17 protein-coding genes are annotated in these 21,009 nt (G+C 44.5%); 1 reads left to right on the top strand and 16 read right to left on the bottom strand.

What is annotated here, in order from left to right; genetic code table 11:
* Positions 1-22 precede the first annotated feature (22 nt).
* The 13 genes from ACL9RM_RS11455 to ACL9RM_RS11395 all read right to left on the bottom strand — a co-directional run bounded on the left by ACL9RM_RS11455 (position 23) and on the right by ACL9RM_RS11395 (position 14,682).
* Positions 23-2,377: a penicillin-binding transpeptidase domain-containing protein gene (locus ACL9RM_RS11455; RefSeq protein WP_250268830.1), complete on the bottom strand. Its 2,355-nt coding sequence runs from the start codon at positions 2,375-2,377 to the stop codon at positions 23-25.
* Between the two features lie 60 nt (positions 2,378-2,437).
* Positions 2,438-2,818, bottom strand: a complete 381-nt coding sequence (locus tag ACL9RM_RS11450; protein WP_025721604.1) for a hypothetical protein — start codon at positions 2,816-2,818, stop codon at positions 2,438-2,440.
* Positions 2,819-2,842: 24 nt separating this feature from the next.
* On the bottom strand, positions 2,843-3,793 hold the full coding sequence (gene rsmH / locus ACL9RM_RS11445; protein WP_061828520.1) for a 16S rRNA (cytosine(1402)-N(4))-methyltransferase RsmH: 951 nt from the start codon (positions 3,791-3,793) through the stop codon (positions 2,843-2,845).
* A 17-nt stretch (positions 3,794-3,810) separates the two neighbouring features.
* Positions 3,811-4,248 (bottom strand): division/cell wall cluster transcriptional repressor MraZ, encoded by a 438-nt coding sequence (gene mraZ / locus ACL9RM_RS11440; protein ID WP_013311099.1) that lies wholly within the window; start codon positions 4,246-4,248, stop codon positions 3,811-3,813.
* A gap of 331 nt (positions 4,249-4,579) precedes the next feature.
* The gene (locus tag ACL9RM_RS11435; RefSeq protein WP_165178386.1) at positions 4,580-5,845 is read right to left on the bottom strand and encodes an adenosylhomocysteinase; all 1,266 of its coding nucleotides are present in this window, start codon (positions 5,843-5,845) and stop codon (positions 4,580-4,582) included.
* A gap of 63 nt (positions 5,846-5,908) precedes the next feature.
* Positions 5,909-7,540, bottom strand: a complete 1,632-nt coding sequence (gene bshC, locus ACL9RM_RS11430) for a bacillithiol biosynthesis cysteine-adding enzyme BshC (protein ID WP_250268831.1) — start codon at positions 7,538-7,540, stop codon at positions 5,909-5,911.
* 122 nt (positions 7,541-7,662) lie between these two features.
* Complete coding sequence (locus ACL9RM_RS11425; protein WP_013311102.1) at positions 7,663-8,601, bottom strand: ABC transporter ATP-binding protein; 939 nt, start codon at positions 8,599-8,601, stop codon at positions 7,663-7,665.
* 11 nt (positions 8,602-8,612) lie between these two features.
* Entirely contained in the window at positions 8,613-9,563 is a 951-nt protein-coding gene (locus tag ACL9RM_RS11420; RefSeq protein ID WP_013311103.1) for an ABC transporter permease, read from the bottom strand.
* Positions 9,564-9,567: 4 nt separating this feature from the next.
* The gene (locus ACL9RM_RS11415) at positions 9,568-10,500 is read right to left on the bottom strand and encodes an ABC transporter permease (RefSeq protein WP_023989458.1); all 933 of its coding nucleotides are present in this window, start codon (positions 10,498-10,500) and stop codon (positions 9,568-9,570) included.
* 197 nt (positions 10,501-10,697) lie between these two features.
* Positions 10,698-12,398, bottom strand: a complete 1,701-nt coding sequence (locus tag ACL9RM_RS11410) for a peptide ABC transporter substrate-binding protein (RefSeq protein WP_250268832.1) — start codon at positions 12,396-12,398, stop codon at positions 10,698-10,700.
* Positions 12,399-12,551: 153 nt separating this feature from the next.
* Positions 12,552-12,941, bottom strand: coding sequence for a DUF3397 domain-containing protein (locus tag ACL9RM_RS11405; RefSeq protein ID WP_250268833.1), 390 nt, complete (start codon positions 12,939-12,941; stop codon positions 12,552-12,554).
* A 4-nt stretch (positions 12,942-12,945) separates the two neighbouring features.
* Positions 12,946-13,905: a ketopantoate reductase family protein gene (locus ACL9RM_RS11400; RefSeq protein ID WP_250268834.1), complete on the bottom strand. Its 960-nt coding sequence runs from the start codon at positions 13,903-13,905 to the stop codon at positions 12,946-12,948.
* A 126-nt stretch (positions 13,906-14,031) separates the two neighbouring features.
* The gene (locus ACL9RM_RS11395) at positions 14,032-14,682 is read right to left on the bottom strand and encodes an RsfA family transcriptional regulator (protein ID WP_250268835.1); all 651 of its coding nucleotides are present in this window, start codon (positions 14,680-14,682) and stop codon (positions 14,032-14,034) included.
* A gap of 297 nt (positions 14,683-14,979) precedes the next feature.
* Here ACL9RM_RS11395 and ACL9RM_RS11390 point away from each other — a divergent pair, with 297 nt between their 5' ends.
* Positions 14,980-16,065 carry a hypothetical protein gene (locus ACL9RM_RS11390; RefSeq protein WP_250268836.1) on the top strand — a complete coding sequence of 362 codons (1,086 nt, stop codon included), beginning with the start codon at positions 14,980-14,982 and terminating at the stop codon, positions 16,063-16,065.
* Positions 16,066-16,164: 99 nt separating this feature from the next.
* Here the strand turns inward: ACL9RM_RS11390 and ACL9RM_RS11385 are convergent, their stop codons facing one another.
* The 3 genes from ACL9RM_RS11385 to typA all read right to left on the bottom strand — a co-directional run bounded on the left by ACL9RM_RS11385 (position 16,165) and on the right by typA (position 20,827).
* Positions 16,165-17,496 (bottom strand): PhoH family protein, encoded by a 1,332-nt coding sequence (locus tag ACL9RM_RS11385; protein ID WP_250268837.1) that lies wholly within the window; start codon positions 17,494-17,496, stop codon positions 16,165-16,167.
* Between the two features lie 302 nt (positions 17,497-17,798).
* On the bottom strand, positions 17,799-18,860 hold the full coding sequence (locus ACL9RM_RS11380) for an LCP family protein (RefSeq protein WP_250268838.1): 1,062 nt from the start codon (positions 18,858-18,860) through the stop codon (positions 17,799-17,801).
* A 125-nt stretch (positions 18,861-18,985) separates the two neighbouring features.
* Positions 18,986-20,827, bottom strand: coding sequence for a translational GTPase TypA (gene typA, locus ACL9RM_RS11375; RefSeq protein WP_061828529.1), 1,842 nt, complete (start codon positions 20,825-20,827; stop codon positions 18,986-18,988).
* Positions 20,828-21,009 lie beyond the last annotated feature (182 nt).

The raw sequence follows: 21,009 nt of genomic DNA, 5'->3' as shown, positions 1-21,009 counted from the left end.
GAACGGACATTAGAACAAGCTATCAGTTATCCTCGCCTTTAATCGCAGCAGCACTTTCCTCATCTGCAACAGCAGATATTCCTCCCTTAGGAGCTTCCGAGTCTGTTCCAGCATCAGCAGTAGTACCGGAATCGGTTTTAGTATCGATCTCCGTTTTTGTTGCGCTGCCGGTCTGGTTAGCTGCAACTTCATTGGTCGAGTCCTGTGTTTCCTCCGGTTTCACTCCGGTCACCGTTTCTTTGGCCGGCTGAAGCGTCACGCTGACGATCCGCTTTCCATTTACCATTTGCGCCTTTTGAGAGACAACATAACCTTCGCCGCTTACCTGCACACCAACCTTCATAAGGGTCAGAACTTGAAGTGTGTCACGCAACGAAACACCTGTAAAATCAGGAATAGTCATGTTGGCACTATCCTCAGTCAGCAAGTAAATGCGTTGTCCGGGTTTCATTTTGACGCCTGCTTCAGGATACTGGCGAACAATTTTGGAGCCTTTGCCTACCGTTTCATAGGCAATTCCCTGTTTGAGCAAAGCATTTTGCGCATCCTTCTTCACCTGACCAGTTAATGTTGGTACCGTTGGCAAATTCACTGTTTTTACAACAGCGGCACCTGATTTATTCGTTTTAGTTCCCGTTTTTGGAACCCCCATATATTGCAACGATTGGGATACAATTTTTTTAAATACAGGTGCTGCTGCTGTACCGCCGCCTACCGATTTGTTAGGTTCGTCCATAACAACCAAAACAGCTATTTTCGGATCATTTACCGGTGCAAAACCTATAAAGGACACGACATCCTTCGAATGGTCATATACTTTTCCGACGACCTTCGTCGCCGTACCTGTTTTACCAGCTACACGATATCCGTCAATATAAGCAAGGCGTCCCGTACCAATTTCTTGGTCAGATACGACCTGCTCTAGATAGCTGCTTGTCTGGACTGCCGATTCCCGAGTAATCACTTGGCGGACTTCCTTCGGTTGAATCGTCTGAACTTCGCCTGTATCTGGGTTGATGATTTCCTTCACCAGATGAGGCTGCATCAGCTTCCCCCCGTTAGCAATTGCCGAGATGGCAGCTACCTGCTGGATTGGCGTCACCTGAACACGTCCGTGTCCATATGAAGCGGTTGCGACCTCGGATTTGTACTGGGTATGGAACGTAATAGCTCCGGTAGACTCACTTGGAAGATCAATGCCCGTTTTCACGCCGAATCCAAAGTTATTAATATATTTCTTCAGTCTCTCGCCACCCAACTTATCCAAACCCAGATGGACGAAACCAACGTTACTTGAGCGCTTGACTCCCTGAAGATAGGTTAACGTTCCCCAGTTACGGCTTACATCACGAATATCCCAGCCTCCGACCCGAATCATACCAGATTGGTAAGATTCATTCGGATTGAACACCTTTTCTTGAACCGCAGCTGCCAAGGTTACAATCTTAAACGTGGAGCCAGGCTCGTAGATAGATTGAGTAGCATTATTACGGAAATATTCCAAGGGTGTACTCCCATATGTATTGGGATTAAAATTCGGATAAGTTGCCATACCAAGAACATCCATCGTCTGGGGATCAGCAGCTACTACAGTCATCGTTTTCGGGTTGTATTTTGCAATAGCTTCCTGCATGGCATCCTCTATATAATACTGAATTGTATCGTCAATCGTCAGCTTTAAATTTTTACCATTTTGTGCCGGCTCATAGACACTTTCAGATCCTTGAAGAGGAACTCCCTTCCGATCCCGCTGATACAGAAGCTTTCCAGCCGTCCCCGAGAGCTCTTTATTATAATAAGCTTCCAACCCCATACCTGCTGTGCCATCTTTTCTTTGATAGCCAAGAACATGGGAAGCCAGCTTATTTTCCGGATAATAGCGTTTGGATTCTTGAACGGTGTCCACAGCTCCAATTACTTCATACTTATCCTTCAAATACTCTTTGAACGTATCCACTTGTGCCTTGATCTCAGGGTCTACCTTCCAGCCCCCATTACGAATCTCGCGATTTTTTAAGTAGTTCCCCTTTTTATCCTTTGCAGAAAGATGTCCTCTCAGCTCATCCTCAGGCGTTTTGAGTAACTGGTGCAGCTTAGCTACAACCTCATTCTCCAAATCATACTCCTGAATGATGCTAGGATTGACAACTACCGTATAAGCCGGTGCATCCGTAGCCAATACGTTTCCTTTACGGTCCGTAATGGTTCCACGCTTGGGCTGAATGACCTGATCTCTTTCAACTTGATTAACTACCAGGTTATGCCAGTACTCCCCGCTCACAACTTGAATCCAAAATACCTTAAGTAGCAGAACAAGAAAAAAGAGGGTAATACATCCCCCTATTAGCAGTGTGCGAAGCTTTATTCTTTTGACCATAGCTCAAACCTCTCTGCAAAAAAATGTACGTCAGAGCATAGCTTGATGCTATGCCCTTAACTATTTGGCAGCCTGCTTTTCCACACGAATGGGCTCTCTTGTTGGTTCGATATATCCCTGTTGCTTTGCAGTCGGCACGATCTGATTTTCCAGACGCTCCTTTTGAATCTTCAGTTGGGCGATATTGGTCTGTAATTTGGAAATGTCCTTGCTTGCCGTATTAATCGAATAATTGATTTGATAAATGTGAGCGTACCTGCTAATCAACATACCAGCAATGACAATGCACGCTACAAGTGTCAATAGATACAGCAGCTTTTCTCGAATCGGCAGCTCTCTGCGGCGTGTAACGACTTTGGTGGTCTCACGATACCGTTGTTGCTGAACCTGTTCCTGACGGGCTCTTTCTTTTACAGCCAAATTACCGCGTGTATAAGCCATGTCGCCTCTCCTTCTCCATTAAATTTACAATTTCTCGGCAACTCTCAGCTTCGCTGACCGGGACCGTGGATTAAGCTCCAGTTCCTGCTCTGACGCCACAATCGGCTTACGGTTCACCAGCTTCAGATCGCCTTCCATTTTGTCTTCCAAAATAGGCAAATCAGATGGATAGATGCTTTTCGCCAAATACTCCTTGAAAATATGCTTGCATATCCGATCCTCCAGAGAATGGAATGTAATGACCGAAATTCTGCCTCCTGGAGCCAGACATCTTACTGCCTGATGCAAAGTATCTTCCAGTGCACCCAACTCATCATTCACAGCAATCCGCAAAGCCTGGAAACTGCGTTTAGCCGGATGTCCCCCGGTTCTGCGTGCCGCAGCCGGAATTCCTTCTTTGATAATATCGACAAGTTCCCCAGTTGTGTGAATAGGCTTGTTCAATCGACGTTCAATCATGATCTTTGCGATCCGCCGTGAAAACTTCTCTTCTCCGTAATGAAACAAAATACGCGCAATCTCTGCTTCCGACCATTCATTGACAATTTCGTAAGCCGTAAGCGAGCTACTCTGATCCATCCGCATATCAAGCGGCGCATCATGATTGTAGCTAAATCCCCGTTCCCCCTCATCGAACTGGGGCGAGGACACACCCAGATCGAACAAAATACCCTGGACCTGCGGGACGCCGTCTTTCTCGGGCAATCCCAATTCGGTCAGCTTGTCCTGCAAGTGGCGGAAGTTGGATTTCACTAATGAAATCTTGCCTTCATAGGCTGACAGCTTCTCTCGCGCATTGTTCAATGCCCAGTCGTCCTGATCAAAGGCAATGAGCCTTCCCTCAGGGCCAAGCTGTGATGCAATGACGGAACTGTGTCCTGCCCCTCCCAACGTGCAGTCCACATAAATCCCGTCCTGCCTGATGTTTAGTGCCTGTGTTGCTTCTTCTTTGAGTACGGTAATGTGGTGAAACAAACGGCTGACCTCCTAAATTACAATTCAAAGTTGAAATCAACCAATTTCTCAGCAATGTCGTTAAATGCTTCTTCTGATTGGTTGAAATATTGCTCCCAAGTGTGCTTGCTCCAAATCTCTACACGGGTGGACACTCCCAATACGACGCACTCTTTAGTGAGCTTGGCGTATTCGCACAAATTCCCCGGTAAATTTACCCTGCCCTGTTTGTCCAATTCGCATTCAGTCGCCCCCGAGAAAAAAAAACGGGTAAACGCCCGCGCATCGGCCTTCATCAGAGGCAGTGCTTTAAGTTTTTTCTCCATGACAGCCCACTCATCCATGGGATACACGAAGAGGCATTGGTCCAACCCGCGGGTAACCACGAACGAGGCACCGAGAAGTTCACGAAACTTGGCCGGTACAGTAAGCCGACCCTTCTCATCAATGCTATGTTGGAACTCCCCCATAAACATTGGTTTCGTCACCCCTTACCCCATTCTCCCACTTTGGCCCACTTTCCACCACCTAAGCATAATAGATTCGCTTTAAAAAATCAAAGACCTCTTTTTCATTACCAAAAAGTGATAGAAGCCGGATCCATACCATTATGTCTGTTATTGTAGCCCCGCGTCACAAGATGCAAAAAAGCCCCTTATCCCATGAAGCCGTCCCCCGACAATATGCATCAGGTTTCGAAACAACACGGAATAAAGGGCTTACTCTCTGTCCATTATGTCAACCTAAACAAATACTTGCATTAAAAACGCAACACTTTACAGCGAAAATCGTGATGGAAAAATCCGATTACGCGTTCCAGCTGTCCAAATAGATCTTTTGTTCTTCAGTTAACGTGTCAATTTGGATTCCCAGACTATCAAGCTTGAATCGAGCTACCTGCTCATCAATTTCATAAGGTACATTAATAACGGCTTTGCCTAGCTCATTGTAACGATCATTCACATATTTCAAGCCAAGCGCCTGAAGCGCAAATGTCGTATCCATAATTTCCGCAGGATGTCCATCAGCAGCAGCCAGATTCACGAGGCGTCCTTCTGCCAGCAAATACATTTTACGTCCATCTTTAAAGCGATATTCCTCGATATTGCGACGCACTGTACGAATGGATTCGGAACGTTTAGCAAGCTCAGGCTTACTAACCTCCACATCAAAATGCCCTGCGTTACACAGCACAGCTCCATCCTTCATCACATCAAAGTGTTCTCCTGTAATTACAGCCTTGTTTCCAGTTACTGTAATAAAGAAGTCGCCCAGTTTGGCAGCCTCTACCATCGGCAAGACATGGAAACCATCCATATGGGCTTCTACTGCCTTGATCGGATCAACTTCGGTTACAACAACGTTGGCTCCCAGCCCTTTCGCACGCATTGCAACTCCTTTGCCACACCAGCCATAACCTACCACAACCACTGTACTTCCTGCTACAACCAGATTAGTCGTACGAATAATGCCGTCGAAAGCTGACTGTCCTGTACCATAGCGGTTATCAAACAAATATTTGCAGTAAGCATCATTAACAGCCACCATCGGAAAGTGAAGTTGCCCTTCTTTTTCCAAAGCCTTCAAACGAATAATGCCAGTAGTTGTCTCCTCTGCTCCCCCACGGATCGTAGAAATCAGATCAGGCCGTTCGGATTGCAACAGAGTAACCAAGTCACCACCATCATCTATAATGAGATCCGGCTTTGTTTCCAGTGCCTTGATTTGCAAATTCTTGAATTCTTCTGGGTCTGGATTGTATTTAGCTAATACTGTAACGCCATCTTCAACTAATGCGGCACAAACATCATCTTGTGTAGACAATGGATTACTCCCCGTAATAGTTACCTGCGCTCCACCTGCTTGTACCACTTTAGCCAGGTAAGCCGTTTTGGCCTCCAAATGTAGACAGATGGTTACCTTCAGACCAGCAAAAGGCTGCTCTTGCTCGAATTGTTGACGTATACGGTTCAATACCGGCATATGGGCTTCTACCCAATCAATTTTCAAATGACCTTCAGGGGCCAATTTAAGATCGTGAACTATGCTATTTTGCAGAGAATGGGAAGTCATACTTTGTTTCCTCCTTCATATTGGTTAAATTTGCACCATGATAAATCCTATATAAAATAACAATCATACATAAATAACACGATGCGTACCCGTCAGATCCAATGGTACATTCATAATCGTATCAATCAAGCTGAGACCATGACGGTTTAGAAAATGATAGATCGTATACGCCCGCTCCTGCGGCTGTCCAAATGGAAAAAGCGACCATTCAATACGATCCCACTGGCGAAGTGCTGTTTCATTTTGCCGAAGCAACGCTTCCTGAACTTTTGCCTCCAGATAAGCGATCTGTGCCAGAATTTTCTCGCGGTTGGTTTCTCCGAGCCGTAGCAAACCTTTTTCAATCAAACCTGTCTGCTGCACAAGTGGTTCGTACATGCGGACAAAAGCTTCCTTAGCCCCGGAAAACTGATCCTGCATTCCAAGCTGATCTTGAGTGGCAATCCATTGCTTTTTCCGTTCCTCAAGTCCGTCTCTAACTTGACCAAAACTTAATTCATACTTAAGCATATGCTTCTCCACACCTGGCTCTACCAACGTAAAAGACATTCGTGGCAGCAGTATCGGCATCTGCATCTCCAACACCCCGAAAGCATCCCGTGTAATCGCCCAGTAAGCAATCTCACCTAGACCCAGCACAGATGCCAGCACCGGAAACAGTGAATCCTGCATTAGAGGACGAGTTAGCACATTGTTACTAAAACGTTCGGGATGTCTATCTATCTCTTCAAGCAGTTCATCCACAGTAAACGCCACCAGACCGTGTCGATCCGCGAATAGTCCAGCTTTTTTGAAAAGCAGCAAGCGTTCATCTTCATGGATATAAAAGAGATTCGCGCCACCTTCATGCACATCGGCTTGTAAATGATATCCATAATCTACGATCCGTGTGGCAGCCGTCCGATAAGCCTGCTCCAACTCATCATTGTGCTGAACCAGCCGCTTAAAAACGGATGCTTCCAGCTTGCGTAGCGAAGGATCTGCTGAATCCAAGAGTACTAATCCATAGGTGCCGAACAAAAGGCCCAGCAACTTGGCAAAGGCTTCACTCAGTCCATATGAATCCGTTATCCCGTTCTCAATCATGCGCATTATATCAGCCTTATGTTCTGAATCTGGCAAGCTTTGCTCTATATCCGCTATCGCTTGCTTCCATTCAAAAGCGTCAACTTTAATGGCACTAACCGAAGAACGGCGTTCAGGTTGCTTATTCAGCTTGATTTTGACGGCTTGTGGGTCATTTGCCATTACGTATGTATGATTGACCTCGTCCCAGTCATGATCTTCGCCAGCAATCCAGAAGATGGGAATAACCGGACGTCCAAGACGTTCCTCAGCTTCTCTCGCCGCCTTAATTAGGGTAGCAGCTTTGTAAATGACCAGCATCGGACCTGTGAACAGTCCGCTTTGCTGCCCGCCAGCTACTACTAAGGCATCTGGACTTTCCAGACGGTCCAATGAAGCACGAACCGCCTCATACGAATTGTATTTCTCATTGTATATACGAAGACATGCTACGACATCCTTACGGTTTAATCGCAGATGCTCCGTCTTATCCAGCCACTTCGCCCGTTGGGCATAAGCATCGGCGTGCAGCACATTATATTCATACAAGTCGCTTGCGCGTCCTGTACCCTGTATATAATCTTCTGCCAAAGCCGACCCTCCGCGAAGCGTTTCCGGAATTATTTTCATGGGTCTGCCTCCTGTCTCCACCAAAACCTTACTGCTTGATTGTACCGAAAGCCTATGTCCACGTCAAAGCTTCCTACAAAAAAAACCGCCGAATAACTCGGCGGTTGGTGCATAAAACAAGATCAGGCGTAAGGCTCAGCTACAAAATGTCCTTTAGACACTTCGATGAGCGTGGCATTTTCCAGGTTATAAGCCCCTGTCTTACTGCCAGATGCATCATGAATCGGGCCTGCTTGGTCGCCTGGCATAATAATCCGTTTTTTGTTGGCTTCTACTTCTGGATCAGGAAGTGGGATCGCCGACAAAAGCATTTTCGTATAAGGATGGATCGGATTTGCATACAACTCAGCACTTTCTGCAAGCTCAACCATTCTACCCATATACATTACAGCTACCCGATCACTGATGTGCTTGACCATCGACAGATCATGCGCAATGAATAGGTATGTCAGACCCAAACGTTCTTGAAGCTCTTTTAACAGGTTGACAACCTGAGCCTGAATAGATACGTCAAGAGCTGAAATCGGCTCATCACAAATGATGAATTTAGGATTAACAGCCAGTGCACGTGCAATACCGATCCGTTGACGTTGACCACCAGAAAACTCATGCGGATAGCGTGTTGCATGGTCAGGGTTCAAACCAACCAGATCAAGTAACTCTTCAATCCGTTTCTTGCGTTCTGCACGGCTACCCGCCATATTGTGAATATCCAGTGCCTCACCAATAATATCAGAAACGGTAAAACGCGGGTTCAATGATGCATACGGATCTTGAAAGATCATCTGCATATCACGGCGCATTGCTTTCATTTTACTTGGTGATAATTTGTAAATATCCGTACCGTTAAAACGTACGCTACCTGCTGTAGGTTCATACAAACGCAAAATCGTACGACCCGCTGTAGACTTACCACAGCCGGATTCGCCAACCATACCCAGCGTTTCACCCTCGCGAATATAGAAATTCAGGTTGTCCACCGCTTTGAGCACACGGTTTTTGCCAACATTAAAATACTTTTTAAGACCTTCAACCTCAATTAAATTGTTGCTACTCACCATGATCTCACCTCCTATTTCTTCAACTTCGGATCAAGCGCATCACGCAAGCCGTCGCCAAAAAGGTTGAACGCAAGCATAATCAAACTGATCAAACCTGCTGGGAAAAGCATCCGCCACGGGTAATACATCCACCCAGTCAGAGCTGATTCAATCATTGAACCCAGCGACGCCTGAGGAGCCTGTACCCCTAATCCAAGGAAACTCAGGAATGCCTCAGAGAAAATAGCACTTGGAACTGTCAAAGTCAGTGTGACAATGATCGGTCCTACCGCATTAGGCAACAAGTGACGGAACAGCAAACGACCAGCACCTGCACCCATTGAACGGGAAGCGAGTACGAATTCTCGGTTTTTAAGTTGTAACATCTCACCACGTACAATCCACGACATGTTAATCCACCCTGTTACACAGAGCGCAATAATAATTGTAGTGATACTTGGCTCCAGTACAACCAGCAACAGGATCGTAACAAGCAAGTAAGGAATGGAGTACAAGATTTCAGAAAATTTATTCATGATTTCATCAACGCGGCCACCAAAGTAACCCATAATTCCACCATAAATAACTCCAATCATCAAGTCAATCATTGCAGCAGCCAAACCAATAATCAAGGAAATCCGAGCGCCCATCCAAGTACGTACAAACATATCACGCCCCAGATCATCTGTTCCGAACCAATGTTCCGCCGAAGGAGGAAGATTGGTGCTCAACAAATCATTCGTGCGGTCATCGTATGGGGACAGCATCGGACCAACGATTGAAGCAAGCACAATGAGAACCAAAACACTCAAGCTTGTCATAGCCAGTTTGTTTTTACGAAGTCGCTCCCAAGCATCTCGCCAAGCGGATAAGCTTTCGCGCTGAATAACTTCAGACTGCTTTTCATCCGCCCCGACCTTCTGGAAATCTTCCGGTTTCACCTGAAGCTTATCCAAGTTCACAGCATTATCTTTAACAGACATAAAGTTATCCCTCCTTCCCGCCAGTAAGCTTAATCCGCGGATCAATAAATCCATATGCAATATCTGTAATAAAACGCGCCACCATCAGCAAAATACCGTAAAAAATAGTAACTCCCATAATCATGGTATAATCGCGGGTCGTAATACTATCTACGAATACCTTACCAATACCGCCAATCCCGAAGATACGTTCAATAACAACTGAACCCGTAATAATATTGGCCGTCATTGGTCCCACATAGGTAACAACCGGCAGAATAGCATTACGCACAACGTGTTTGAACATAATAGTAATGGATTTCAAGCCTTTAGCCTTGGCAGTCTTAATGTAATCCGCATGAAGCACTTCCAGCATGCTAGAACGCGTTAGTCGAGCGATAAACGCAATAGGGGAAGCAGATAGAGCTGCAACAGGCAGAACGTAGTCCATCGGACCGTCAAAGCCCATAACATTAAACCAACCTAACTGTTGAGCGAAGAAAAATTGAATCAAGGATGCCAGAACGAAGCTGGGAACCGCAATCCCCATGATAGCCAATACCATTGCAACGTTATCTATTAACCTACGATGATACAAAGCTGCTAGCATACCTAGCAAGAGACCGACAATTATCGACACGATTATGGCAACAAAACCCAGTTTAAGGGAAACCGTAAACGTTTGTCCGATAATGTCAGTTACACTTTGATTCAGCTTTTTCATAGAAATACCAAAATCACCTGAAGCAATATCACCTAAGTATTTAAAATATTGGACATATACAGGCTTATCCAGCCCATATTGTTCCATTAACCGGGCTTGAATCTCAGGAGAAGTCGCTTTTTCACTCATGAAGGGGTTACCCGGAATTGCTTTCATGAGAAAAAACGTCGCAGAGATCAGAATGAACAAAGATAGCAGCATGTAGAAAAATTTACTGATCAAATAACGCGTCATTGCCCGTTTACACCCCCCATAAATTTTTTTCGACACCATTCGATTTTATCGAAATAGAATTGGACTGTCCAATCTACTTATTTGCATGGTTACATGATGATGGAAAAGACCATGACACACAAAAAAAACGGGATATATATGGTTCTATCCACATATATATCCCGAAGTAACTATCAAACTTCAGAATCGAGCTTTAGTTACTGTGTAATATACGCTCTTGTGAAATCAACTGCTCCACTAAAGTCAAGCCCAATGTCTTTTACATTCGGTTTTGTTAAAGAAACATTTGAGTAGTAGTAGATCGGAAGCATTACCATATCATCTTGAACCAGAATTTTCTCCGCTTTCGCAAAATCTTCCATGCGTTTTGCTGGATCAGTTTCTTTCTTAGCTGCTTCAATCAAAGCATCATATGCCGGGTTAGCATAACCTGCATTGTTGTTGCCGTTGCCTGTTGTCCACATATCCAGGAATGTCATTGGATCATTATAGTCAGCAGACCATCCACCACGAGCGATTTGGAAATTCAGCTTGTTACGTGTTTGGATAAATACGCCCCACTCTTGGTTTTGGGTTTTGATGTCAACGCCAAGGTTTTTCTTCCACATATCAGCAACTGCCAAAGCAATCTTTTGGTGACCCTCACTGGAGTTATACAGCAATGTTACCGGAGGAAGTGTAGTTACGCCTTCTTCCTTCATACCTTCTTGAAGCAATTTTTTCGCTTCAGTGAAGTCTTCTTTGAAGTAATCATCTTTATTCTCAGTACGGAATTCTTGAGATACTCCTTTGATACCTGGAGGTACAAAGCCGTATGCAGGAATTTGACCGCCCAATGTTACTCTTTCAACGATTGGTTGACGTTCAATAGCCATCGCAAACGCTTTACGGATTTTAACATTGTTAAATGGTTTTTCTGTTACATTAAACAAATAGTAATACGTACTAGCAATCCCTTTAGCCTCAAATTCATTCGGCAGTTCTTTTTTCACAGCCGGAATTTGGTCGGTAGGAATTTCACCGTTTGGCATACCTGCGTAATCGAGTTGTCCACTTCTATAAGAAGCCAGCTCTGTTGCACCGCTATTTACAAGGGACATCGTAATTTTGTTCAGCTTGATATCATCTTTACCCCAATAGTTTTCACTCTTGGTTACTTCGATCTTTTGACCGCTGTCCCAAGTCGTTAATGTGAAAGGTCCGTTAGTGATCATGCTATCTTTCTTAACAGCCCACTTATCATTACCTTTAACAGAAGGATTTACAGGATAGAAAGTGTAGAAAGAAGTCAATCCCAAGAAGTAAGGAGTTGGGTGCTCCAGCTCTACTTGCAATGTATGATCGTCAACAGCTTTAACACCTACATCTTTAAAGTCTGTAACTTTAGTGCCTTTAAAAGTTTTCGAAGTGCTCAGGTTGTAACCCTCAGCATTTTTGATATAGTACAATTGGTAAGCATATGGAGGTGCAGGAGCCGTGGAAGGATCCAATACCCGTTGCCAAGCAAATACGAAGTCGCTTGCTTTGACTGGGTCGCCATTACTCCATTTTGCAGTATCACGAAGCTTGAACGTATAGGTTTTGCCGTCATCGGAAATTTTCCAAGATTCAGCTACGCCAGGGATTTCTTTGCCGTCAGGACCCATACGTACGAGACCTTCATACAAAGTTTTCAGAACCGTGTTAGTTTGACTATCCTGAGCTTGTGCCGGATCGAAGGTTGGCGGTTCGGAAAGAAGGTTAATGCGCAAAATTTGCTTGTCGGCCGCAGCCGGCGTAGTCGAGGTGTTTTCTTGTGCGCCCTTACCATTGGTATCGTTCTTGCCGCCGCAACCTGCGAGCAGTGCGCCAACTGCAAGAATGAGTGTCAAAAGGACTAAAAAGCTTTTCCTTTTCATCTAGCGTTTTCCCCCTAGTTCTAAAGTGGTATATGTTTATAGATTATACAACCAGCGGTCAAAAAAATCTACATTACATTTCTTCAAATTGAGCTTTTTTTTCAAAAAAACATGATTAATTCATATTTTTTCACCTTTTCATGTCACCTTATATCACATGGCGTTGAATATATTCTTAAATATACCAACTACAGTCAACAAAATATACGCCAATGTCATCGCCATAAAAGTTAATCTCCAGACCGCTCTACATAATCTTTTACCATCAACCTTCCCTTTTATTCGATTTTGAGCTCCTCCAATTAAACCCAAAGCCAGTAATAGGAGCAGTAGAATCAAATAAAAACCGAATCGAGATGTAAAAATGACGTTAAAGAGTGCTGCGACGGAAAATATCAGAAAAAACGTGGTAATATCCATAGAAGTAAGTAACGATTTCTTTTTTTCCATTTTAAGAATGTAGCGACAAACCACAAACACGATCAAAAACGGAAAAAAGGGAAGAATACTGAAAGTGATAATAGTACCTTGTATAAGACTCAACTGATCACCCCTCTTTTAGCCGCATGCCTTCAATTAATTGCCACAATAACTCATGAGTTGGTGCAGTAACTCCAGCCCGATCTGCCATCTGCACCAGTTGTCCGTTAATCGAAGCAACTTCCGTCATAGACTGTGCAAGTACATCAGCTAGCATGGACGAGTGATTCTCTGCCGTTGCCCGGCATACATTCATAATTTGCTCCCACCATGCGTTTTCCCAGTGGATACCATGAGCTTCATACACTTGAATGCCTTCATCGTACAGCCTGCGCATCATATGTATTCGAATAGGGTCCGAAAGCAGCTCGCCATTACGAACTCGCCATAACGCCGTCAGCGGATTGATCACAGCATTGATCAACAACTTGCGATACATACCGTTCTCGATTTCTTTCGACAAGCAAGCGTCAAATCCTGCTGCAACCAGCCGATTTAGCACACATTGATTAAAATTATTGTTCTTCGACTCCTCCTCTTCCTCCGAACATCCTATTTCAGTAACACCCGATCCTGCATGTACAATAGATGCTACTCCCTGCCTCTTAGCTCCTTCAGTCGTCACAGCAGGGTATATTACAGCTTTAGGCCAAGCCTTTCTAATGCGTTCTATATGGCCGATTCCATTCTGCAAGCAAACAATTCCTGTATCTCTATCCATTTGAGCTGCAGGCTGGATCTGTTCTAATACTTCCTCAATCGCCCCCTGTTTGGTCATAAGCATTATCCATCGTGCCGGAGCCTGTGAATTTAACCGTTGCCAATCTGCCAATGGCGCTACCTTCAATTTATTCCCGGACACATGTACTGCCGTCTGTCCCTCCTTATCAAACACAGTAATCCCTTCACGAGCAATGATGCGTGCCTGCTCAAGTGTACGCGTCCACAGCCTTACTTTTGTACCTGAGGCAGACAACCTCCCGGCAAACAACAATCCCAGCGAACCCGCTCCAATAATATCAATCACCTTTGTATCGTCTCGCTTCCATCTTTTTTTCTACTATATCATATGCACTCTAGAGAAATACAAAAAACGCCAACTACAGCAAAGCGCTAGTTGACGTTTTATTTCAATATTGCAGAAGTAATCTTGTTACTCAATGCGCTCCAGATTCCCATTGGCGTCCATTTTGAATCTGGATTTAAGCTCTTCCTCATCATCAGTGATTAAAGCCAAGCGCCGAGCCCGGTCCATAATCTGAATCAGAGCTTTATAATCATCATTCACAACACGATAGTCGGTTTGCACCTCATTCACTTCTTTGGACAGCCGGTCATTAATGGAGCGAAGCTGATTCAATTCGTCTTCCTTTTCCCGTAAATCTTTCTCCAGCATCTTAATCTGCCGATTCGTTTCCTGGACAGATCCCTTCCATTGACGCAAAAAGCGAATTACTGCATCAATAGATAACGTATCCTCACTCGTACCATCCGTTCTGTACCCACCTTCGACTGTATCAAGCGAGGCAAAAGCCGCAACCTGTGATACACCTACCGGGTTCTGCTTACGGATATAACTGCGCTTCTGGCGCTGTGCTTTGGCAATGCTAATCGCTTCATCATAACGTTTGCGCACGCAGCTGTTCCAACGAAAGCCACATGCTGCAGAGGTTCTTCCGATTTTTTGACCAACCTCCTCAAACGCAGCGAGCTGCGTCCCACCTTCACGGATATGCCGCAATGTCACCTCCGCCAATATCAAGTCATCTTCCACACTCCATGCATCTTGTCTTATTGCAGTCATGCCTCTAGCCCTCCTAACAACATCCTGAAATAACCGTCTTCATGAACCGATCTTGCCGGTATTTGAATAGGGTATAAAAGCTGTTTATTCATTCCTATGCCTCTCGTAGAGTTCATAGAATCTATTTGATACTAAATTGTATTTCCATTTCTGCAAGAACTCATACGTGAACGTAAACAGTTTCGGGTTTCAAGCATGCTCAGACTGCTGTACAATAAAATGAATGGTTAAAGAAACAGAAAGGATCATATACATTACTATTAGTTTTTTTCGGGAATACATAAAAGGGGAAACCAAATGAATAAACGAGTAAAAATCACAATCAGCACCCTGCTGACCACCATTATGTTGCTAACTTTCATATATGTAAGTCCTACTCTGGCCGCTCCCTCCCATGAAGAAAGTCAGATTTTACAAGATAGCCTGTCGATTGTAGAGATAGACCATGAAATTGAGCGAATCAGTCAAGAGCAGCAGACTCTTTTGCAGCGTCAGCGGGAATTGCGAAGTAATCTCACCGTTCAGCAAGAGCAAATGACCATACAACGGAAGCGTGCAGGTTCTGTGCTGCGATCGTATTATATGGGAGAAAGGGACAAGCTGTTGAGTGTAGTGCTAGGGGCGAAAAGTATACGGCAGCTTCTCTCTCTGTACGATTACTACTTATTATTGATTAGTCACGATCAGGATGTGCTTCAAGAATACGAATCCAATTATCAATCTATGCGAAAAACAGAACAACAAGTCACCCAAGCCTCAATGGAATTGGAGATAGTCAAAACAAACTTACTAGCTCAACGCAAACGCATTGTCCTGCTTCAGTCGCGTGTAAATGACGGCGTTAACGCCAGTAATGACCCGGATACCCTACGCAAGCTCATTGGCGAAATGACAGCTTATTGGGAGAATGTAGGGGTCTACGAGGTAAATAAGCACTTTAAAGCATTAGCTCAAGCTATGCAGGATTTACCGCAATTCATTCAACAACAACAAGGTGCTATGGTTACAAATGGAAAAGTGATTACGATAAGCATTCGCGAAGAGGACTTTAACCGTTTTTTAAAGTCAGAGAATGAATTGTTTAATCACTTCAACTTTACATTTGCACAGGATCGAATTATGGTAGAAGGTCAACAGGGAACGATGAAATTAAGAGTAGAAGGTCACTACACGGTAGAAAATGAACCGAAAAATGCAATTTTATTTCATGTAGATCGATTGGTATTTAATGGTCTGGAACTCCCTGATACGACCCGCAACAAGCTGGAAAAAGATTTTGATCTAGGTTTCTACCCACAGCAGCTTATTTCCTATGTCAAAGCCACAGAAGTACGCACTTTAGCAGGAATGCTTGAAGTTAAGCTCGAATTAAACTTTAAATAAGCTTTTGCTCACTTTCATTGTTCTGAATTTTTACGTGTACAAAACAAGAGACCCCGGGATATTCCCGAGGTCTTTATTATTGTCATAACGATAGGGATTTTATAGCAGATCGGCTGCCAACTGCGCAAGCTTGGAGCGTTCTCCTTTTTCCAACATAATATGCCCGCTAATCCCTTCTTGCTTAAACCGCTCCACCACATAGGTTAGACCGTTACTGGCTGCATCCAGATAAGGGTGATCAATCTGCTCCGGATCTCCCATCAAAATGATCTTGCTCCCCTCACCCACCCGGGACACAATCGTTTTGATCTCATGTCGGGATAAGTTTTGCGCCTCATCGACTATAATAAATTGCCCAGGTATCGAACGCCCGCGAATATAAGTAAGTGCCTCCACCTGAATACTGCCCAAGCCCATCAAAATTTTGTCGATATCACCTGATTTTTTGGCATCAAACAGATACTCTAGATTGTCGTAGATTGGTTGCATCCACGGGCGAAGCTTTTCATCCTTTTCTCCCGGTAAATAACCAATATCCTTACCCATAGGAACAACAGGCCGAGCAATCAGCAGTTTCTTGAAGCGATGTTCATCCTCTACCTTAAGCAAACCTGCCGCCAGCGCCAGCAACGTTTTGCCCGTACCCGCTTTTCCTGTAATGGTCACGAGGGGGATTTCGTCATTAAGCAAAAGCTCCAATGCCATCCGCTGTTGAGCATTACGCGCGCTGATTCCCCACACCGATTCGTTACTTAAGTACAGCGGCTCTAATCTCTCTGCCTCCTGATTTACTTTCAGCAAAGCTGATTTTCCTGTTCCCATTTCATCTTTCAGAATGACAAATTCATGTGGATACAGCGTATAAGGTAGTTCCAGTGGCTTGATTGGTAAAAAACGGTTAGAGTAAAATTCATCTATGATGGACGGGTGCACCTGTATTGCCGAGTATCCGGGATATAGCTCACTCAGATCGCCTGTTCTATCAGATAGGTAGTCTTCGGTCAGTAGTCCCAATACATCTGCCTTGATCCTGACCAGCACGTCTTTACTGACCAAAACGACCGAACGTGGTTCAGGCTGCTCCTGCTCTTCCAGATGATAATTCAAGGCGACCGCCAAAATCCGGTTATCGTTCGAAACCTCCCCGAACATCTCCTGAACTTTCAAAAAACTTCGGTGGTTTAACTCAACCTTAAGCCTCCCACCTTGGGGAAGTGGAACGCCACTGTGCAGATGACCTACTTCTCTCAACCCGTCCAACAATCGCGATACATTGCGGGCATTCCGTCCAATCTCATCCGCGTTGCGTTTTTTGGAGTCGATTTCTTCCAGAACAACAGCTGGAATGACAACTTCATGTTCTTTGAAGGTAAAAATGGCTTTCGGATCATGCAGCAGCACATTCGTATCCAGCACAAAAATTTTCTTCATTAAATCCCCTCCAAAGCGGCGTGGACAATCTCGTGTTTCATACCTATACCTATTCACCGGGTACCCAATACTTGCTGATTCCCTGAAAAAAGAACCCCAAAGCAGCATAAAACAACGAAAAGTTGTAAGTGAAGATAGCCTCTGAGCCTGTCCATTTTTGAAATTAGACACAAAAGGCCCAGTGATTGCTCACTGGACCTAGACTTGGTTCACTATAACTTTAGACATACCTCAACCCCCTTATGTTATATAAGAGCTTTACTCGCTGCGAGTATAACATAAGTGGGAAGAAAGATACATACTCAGGAATTGGAAGAAGCTGCGGTATTGTCGCTTGCTTTTTTAGCTAATTCCTCTTGTAGCGCTTGCTTGGCCAAATCGAGCTGTTGCTCATCAATGTACACATACGGGCTACGCCACGTTCCTGCTACAGGATTGTATTTCACATTTTGCTTGGAAATATTCCAATAGGTTTGTACGATATTTTTCATTTGCTGTGACTCGATATCTGTCATCATATTCTTATCAACCGATTTAATAATTGCACTAAACTTGGTCAAAGCGTTAAAGGATTGCATTTGGTCAATTAGGGAATGAAGCACCTGATTTTGTCGACGATTACGATCAAAATCGTCAGATTCAGCTGTTCTCGGACGACAATTCGATTTGCGGTAGCGAACAAAATCAAGAGCCTGATCACCGTTCAAATGCTTGGCTCCAACTGTCAGGTTAATATCGGTACCATCTGCACGGTCACGATAACACATGTTTTTATCAACCGTCACATCTACGCCACCCAAATTATCTACTACATCTCTAAAGCCCTGGAAGTTAATAACCGTCACATAATCAATATCAATGTTTAAATATTTGCCAATCATCTTCTTCATTTGTTCTTCAGCAACTTCGCCAGATTCTTTCTCTCTAGCCTTAAACACCGGATAATACTCATTCAACTTGCGAGGTTTATATCCATCCATTTCTAGACGCGTATCGCGCGGTAAGGACACGATGGTAGACGATTTAGTATTGGGGTTCAATGTAGCTACCATAATAACGTCGGACAAATAAGTCGGATGATCAGGGCGGTAATCGGTTCCTAGCAATAAGATAGTCAAAGGCTTAGCTTCTGCCAATTGTGTTTTGGGTACTTCCTTGTTGATCCCCGTATCCAAAACTTCCTCTACCTGATTGTAAATATAGTAGGTATAACCACCTGCTGCCAAAATACCTATAATAAGCAGAAACAAGACAAACTTCATAAACGATCTGAAAAAGCTTTTTTTCTTTTTCGTTTTTTTCGGTTTGGCGGACTTTTTCCCGCTTTGTGTCCGGGGAGGCAATCCGTTCGAAAGATTACTCATGCTTCAACACCTTTTCCTGCGTTTTGAGAAATATAGCTTTCTCCAAGTTTACAATCCTAAAACACACACAGCGGCGCATCCCGTTCCCGGGCGTCGCCGCTGTGGCCAAAGACCAATCCAATCAATTACATATTTGCTTGTGCTGTTTTACGTTGTTTCTCCGCACGCTCGCGTTCACCTTTGTTCAAGATCTTTTTACGCAAACGGATAGCGTTAGGTGTAATTTCGCAATACTCATCATCATTCAGATATTCGAGCGCCTGCTCCAAAGAGAAAATAACAGGTGTTTTCAGTTTAACTGTATCGTCTTTTGTTGCTGAACGAACGTTTGTCAATTGTTTTTCTTTACAAATGTTAACGACAATGTCGTTATCACGTGTGTGCTCCCCAACGATCATACCCTCATAGATTTCAGTACCTGGCTCCAGGAACAAAATACCGCGATCTTCCACGCCCAGCATACCATAAAATGTAGAGCTGCCGTTTTCCGTTGACACGAGTACACCCTGATGACGTCCACCTACTTGACCGCCAACAAATGGTCCATAGCTGTCAAACGCATGGTTCATTACGCCATAACCACGAGTCAAAGTCAGGAAGTTTGTAGTGTAGCCGATCAGACCACGAGCAGGGATCAAGAATTCCAAGCGAACCTGTCCGGTGCCGTTATTAATCATGTTAACCATTTCGGCTTTACGGGAGCCCAAACTTTCCATAACCGCGCCCATGCTTTCTTCCGGAATATCAATAAGGAGACGTTCGATTGGCTCCATTTTCTTACCGTCAATTTCCTTGACGATAACTTCCGGTTTGGACACTTGCAGTTCGTAACCTTCACGACGCATGTTTTCAATCAGGATACCCAGATGCAACTCACCACGTCCGGATACAATAAAGGCGTCCGGGCTATCTGTTTCATCAACACGTAAGCTGACATCCGTTTCGAGTTCTTTCAGAAGACGCTCACGCAATTTACGGGATGTTACCCACTTACCATCGCGACCTGCGAATGGGCTGTTGTTAACCAGGAAGGTCATTTGCAGCGTTGGTTCATCAATCTTCAGTACAGGCAATGCTTCAGGATGATTTGGATCGGCAATGGTTTCACCGATGTTGATATCTTTAATTCCCGCAATCGCCACAATGTCACCAGCGCCCGCTTGGTCAGTTTCAATACGTTTCAGACCTTGGAAGCCGAACAGCTTCTCAATACGCGCTGATTTACTGCTACCATCACGCTGCATAACTGTGACTGCTTGCCCCTGCTTGATGATACCGCGGTTTACACGACCTACTGCAATTCGGCCAAGGTATTCGTTATAGTCCATCAGTGTTACGAGGAATTGAAGAGGCTCATCTACTTTCTCAGTTGGAGCCGGAATGTGCTCTACAACTGTTTCGTACAATGCTTGCATGTTATCGTCTTGCTTTTCAGCATCCATGCTGGATGTTCCGTTCAGCGCCGAAGCGTACACAACAGGGAATTCCAATTGCTCGTCATTCGCACCCAACTCGATGAACAGATCCAGTACTTCGTCAATAACTTCTGCCGGACGAGCTGCCGGACGGTCAATTTTGTTTACTACAACGATTGGCGTCAGATTTTGCTCCAGCGCTTTACGCAGTACGAATTTCGTTTGCGGCATGCAACCTTCGTAAGCATCAACGACGAGCAAAACACCGTCAACCATTTTCATAATCCGTTCCACTTCGCCACCAAAGTCGGCGTGTCCCGGTGTATCTACAATGTTAATCAGATAGTCTTTGTAAGTGATAGCTGTATTTTTAGCCAAAATCGTAATACCGCGTTCACGCTCCAGATCGTTGGAGTCCATGGCGCGCTCCTGAACAGCCTCGTGTTCTCTAAATGTTCCGGACTGTTGAAGCAGCTTGTCGACAAGCGTCGTTTTTCCGTGGTCGACGTGGGCAATAATCGCAATATTGCGAATGTTTTCTCTAGCATGCATGGTTTGTATCCATATCCTTTCCGTATATCAAAATAGTGTCTCTATCCTGAAGCAGTGCTGATTCAAGGCTAACAATCGTTCTTTAGGCCCACTCCCTGCCAGCCTTCTATATGTTTCAGGCTTTGTACAGACAGCTTCTCTCTCCGATTCGCGTGAAAACCTTAAAATAAGCGTCAGAAATC

This window comes from Paenibacillus sp. S29 (assembly GCF_049319765.1).
Taxonomy (GTDB): domain Bacteria; phylum Bacillota; class Bacilli; order Paenibacillales; family Paenibacillaceae; genus Paenibacillus; species Paenibacillus polymyxa_B.
The sequence above is the reverse complement of the archived record's forward strand: the minus strand, read 5'-3'. Positions and strand labels throughout refer to the sequence as shown.

Coding starts and splice junctions, on each gene's coding strand:
- ACL9RM_RS11455 (WP_250268830.1), bottom strand. CDS start 2,377: ATGGTCAAAAGAATAAAGCTTCGCACACTGCTAATAGGGGGATGTATT.
- ACL9RM_RS11450 (WP_025721604.1), bottom strand. CDS start 2,818: ATGGCTTATACACGCGGTAATTTGGCTGTAAAAGAAAGAGCCCGTCAG.
- mraZ (WP_013311099.1), bottom strand. CDS start 4,248: ATGTTTATGGGGGAGTTCCAACATAGCATTGATGAGAAGGGTCGGCTT.
- ACL9RM_RS11435 (WP_165178386.1), bottom strand. CDS start 5,845: ATGACTTCCCATTCTCTGCAAAATAGCATAGTTCACGATCTTAAATTG.
- bshC (WP_250268831.1), bottom strand. CDS start 7,540: ATGAAAATAATTCCGGAAACGCTTCGCGGAGGGTCGGCTTTGGCAGAA.
- ACL9RM_RS11425 (WP_013311102.1), bottom strand. CDS start 8,601: ATGGTGAGTAGCAACAATTTAATTGAGGTTGAAGGTCTTAAAAAGTAT.
- ACL9RM_RS11420 (WP_013311103.1), bottom strand. CDS start 9,563: ATGTCTGTTAAAGATAATGCTGTGAACTTGGATAAGCTTCAGGTGAAA.
- ACL9RM_RS11415 (WP_023989458.1), bottom strand. CDS start 10,500: ATGACGCGTTATTTGATCAGTAAATTTTTCTACATGCTGCTATCTTTG.
- ACL9RM_RS11410 (WP_250268832.1), bottom strand. CDS start 12,398: ATGAAAAGGAAAAGCTTTTTAGTCCTTTTGACACTCATTCTTGCAGTT.
- ACL9RM_RS11395 (WP_250268835.1), bottom strand. CDS start 14,682: ATGACTGCAATAAGACAAGATGCATGGAGTGTGGAAGATGACTTGATA.
- ACL9RM_RS11390 (WP_250268836.1), top strand. CDS start 14,980: ATGAATAAACGAGTAAAAATCACAATCAGCACCCTGCTGACCACCATT.
- ACL9RM_RS11385 (WP_250268837.1), bottom strand. CDS start 17,496: ATGAAGAAAATTTTTGTGCTGGATACGAATGTGCTGCTGCATGATCCG.
- ACL9RM_RS11380 (WP_250268838.1), bottom strand. CDS start 18,860: ATGAGTAATCTTTCGAACGGATTGCCTCCCCGGACACAAAGCGGGAAA.
- typA (WP_061828529.1), bottom strand. CDS start 20,827: ATGCATGCTAGAGAAAACATTCGCAATATTGCGATTATTGCCCACGTC.